Annotated in this window: 3 pseudogenes; 2 read left to right on the top strand and 1 reads right to left on the bottom strand. The window is 41.7% G+C overall.

The features are described 5' to 3' along the window. Together GMD4S_RS08645 and argH are read left to right on the top strand one after the other, a co-directional pair. Positions 1–349 (top strand): annotated as a pseudogene (locus GMD4S_RS08645) (argininosuccinate synthase domain-containing protein); the annotation flags it as partial. 27 nt (positions 350–376) lie between these two features. Continuing rightward, a pseudogene (gene argH / locus GMD4S_RS08640) lies at positions 377–1,126 on the top strand (argininosuccinate lyase); the annotation flags it as partial. Here the strand turns inward: argH and GMD4S_RS08635 are convergent. After that, positions 1,126–1,536: pseudogene (locus GMD4S_RS08635) on the bottom strand (TlpA disulfide reductase family protein); the annotation flags it as partial. The pseudogenes argH and GMD4S_RS08635 overlap by 1 nt on opposite strands. Positions 1,537–1,624: the final 88 nt, after the last annotated feature.

Below are 1,624 nucleotides of genomic sequence, written 5' to 3'. Positions count from 1 at the left end.
GGAGATTGAGGACTTGACTCTTGTGAGAGAAGTGGCTCATTTCAAACCTATTATCGAAAATGAGTTGTCCAATCTCATCTATAATGCCCTGTGGTTTAGCCCAGCAACTCAGGCTTTGATTGCCTATATCAAGGAGACACAGAAGGTCGTCAATGGAACTGCAAAAGTTAAACTTTATAAGGGGAACGCCCAGGTAGTGGCTCGGAAATCACCAAATTCTCTTTACGATGAAAATTTGGCGACTTATACCAGTGCGGATACCTTTGACCAAGATGCGGCTGTTGGATTTATCAAGCTTTGGGGGCTTCCGACTAAGGTTTATTCAGAAGTTCAGAAAAATGTTGAGTAGTGACGCGATAGAAAGGGACGACAGGATATGCCGAAAAATACAAAATTATGGGGTGGTCGATTTGAAGGCACTGTGGAAGATTGGGTAGAACAGTTCGGTGCGAGTATTTCTTTTGACCACCAGCTGGCAAAATTTGATTTGATGGGTTCCCTAGCTCATGTTCAAATGCTAGGACAGACTGGCATTTTAAGCTTGGAAGAGGCAGAGCAGATCCAAGATGGTCTGCAAGCTTTGTTGCGAGATTTAGAGGCAGGAGAGCTTCATTTTGATATTGCAAATGAAGATATTCATATGAATATGGAAGTGTTGCTGACAGAGAAAATTGGTCCTCTGGCTGGGAAACTACACACGGCTCGTTCTCGGAATGACCAAGTCGCAACGGATATGCACTTATATCTAAAGGAGCAGCTTGGCCATGTCTTGGATAAGTTGGCGAATCTGAACAGTGTTTTGCTGGATTTGGCTGAAAAACATGTGGAAACCATCATGCCAGGTTATACTCATTTGCAACATGCCCAACCGATTAGTTTTGCCCATCATCTCATGGCTTATTATAATATGTTCCAAAGGGATAGCGAGCGCTTTGCATTTAACTTGAAACATACGGACCTATCTCCACTGGGTGCGGCTGCCTTAGCGGGGACAACTTTTCCAATCGATCGTCAATTATCGAGTGATTTATTGGGTTTCCAACAACCCTATACCAATTCCTTGGACGCAGTGAGTGACCGTGATTTTATCTTAGAATTTCTGTCAAATGCCAGCATTTTGATGATTGCTTGCGTATCATATAGAACTGGAATATCCTTGTAGCCTTGTTCTTGGTACCATTTTGGAAAGTCTTGAACTGTTTTTTCACCTTGTAGACCTGGTGCAATGACACTCAAGATTTCAAAGTCTCGATCTTGTTTGGCAGCTAATTCCATTAACTCAGGCATGCTTTTTTTACATGGTCCACACCAAGAAGCCCAGAATTTTAAATAGATCTTTTTCCCTTTATAGTCTGATAACTTGACTTCTTTGCCATCCATAGACTGCAAGGTAAAGTCTGGCGCATCCTTACCGACTGCGATTTGTTGTACAGCAGGTTGTTTGGGACTGCTTTTCTGTTTGGTTTCTTTTTCACCACAAGCAATCAACAAAAATAGAGACATGAGGCTCAATCCAGCAAAAATAACTTTTTTCATTTTTTCTCCTTTTATCCAAGAATTCCTGACAAGGCATTTAACTGCCCTAGCATTAATAATAATCCCATCAAAATAATCAAAGCTCCCC

This window comes from Streptococcus sp. GMD4S (assembly GCF_000296955.1).
Note: the sequence above shows the minus strand (reverse complement) of the source record. Positions and strands in the feature narration are given on the sequence as shown.